The organism is Lichenifustis flavocetrariae (assembly GCF_026130545.1).
Lineage (GTDB): Bacteria > Pseudomonadota > Alphaproteobacteria > Rhizobiales > Beijerinckiaceae > Lichenihabitans > Lichenihabitans flavocetrariae.
This window is the reverse complement of the sequence record NZ_JAMOIM010000179.1, coordinates 1-522: the sequence shown is the minus strand read 5'-3', so window position 1 is coordinate 522 and position 522 is coordinate 1. Positions and strand designations below refer to the sequence as shown.

General features: G+C 66.1%; 1 protein-coding gene. It reads right to left on the bottom strand.

The features are described 5' to 3' along the window. Positions 1-61: 61 nt before the first annotated feature. A partial coding sequence (locus M8523_RS36535; protein ID WP_282589682.1) for an ABC transporter permease subunit occupies positions 62-522 on the bottom strand: 461 nt, incomplete at its 5' end.

The window sequence follows — 522 nt, the reverse complement described above, 5'->3', positions numbered from 1 at the left end:
GGGTGGCTCGATCGGGATTGCCGGGTTCAACAATGCCGTCCATCGTCCTGAGCGTTGAGCCTCATCCCTTGACCGCGCCCGCCGTCAGCGCTCGCCCGATGAAACGGTAGGCGACGAGGCTGATCAGCAGCGGCGGCAGCACGCTGACCACCATGACGGCGGAGGCGACCCCCCAACGGATGCCGCCACCGCTCGACGAGAAGAAGAAGGACGCGCCGACCGTGATCGGCACGGCGCGCTCGGTCGTCAGCATCAGGCCGAACAGGAACTCGTTCCAGGCATAGATGAAGGAGAGGATCAGCGCGGAGGCGACGACCGGCGCCGCGAGAGGCAGGACCACGGTCAGCAGCAGGGCGAGCGTGTCGGCGCCGTCCATGCGAGCCGCCTCCTCCACCGCGATCGGCAGGTCGTTGAGGGCATTGACTAGCAGCACGAGCACCAGCGGCAGGTTAACGATGCATAGGATGAGCGCCAGGCCAGTGCGGGTGTCGAGCAGGTGGATCTGCTGGTAGATCAGGTAGA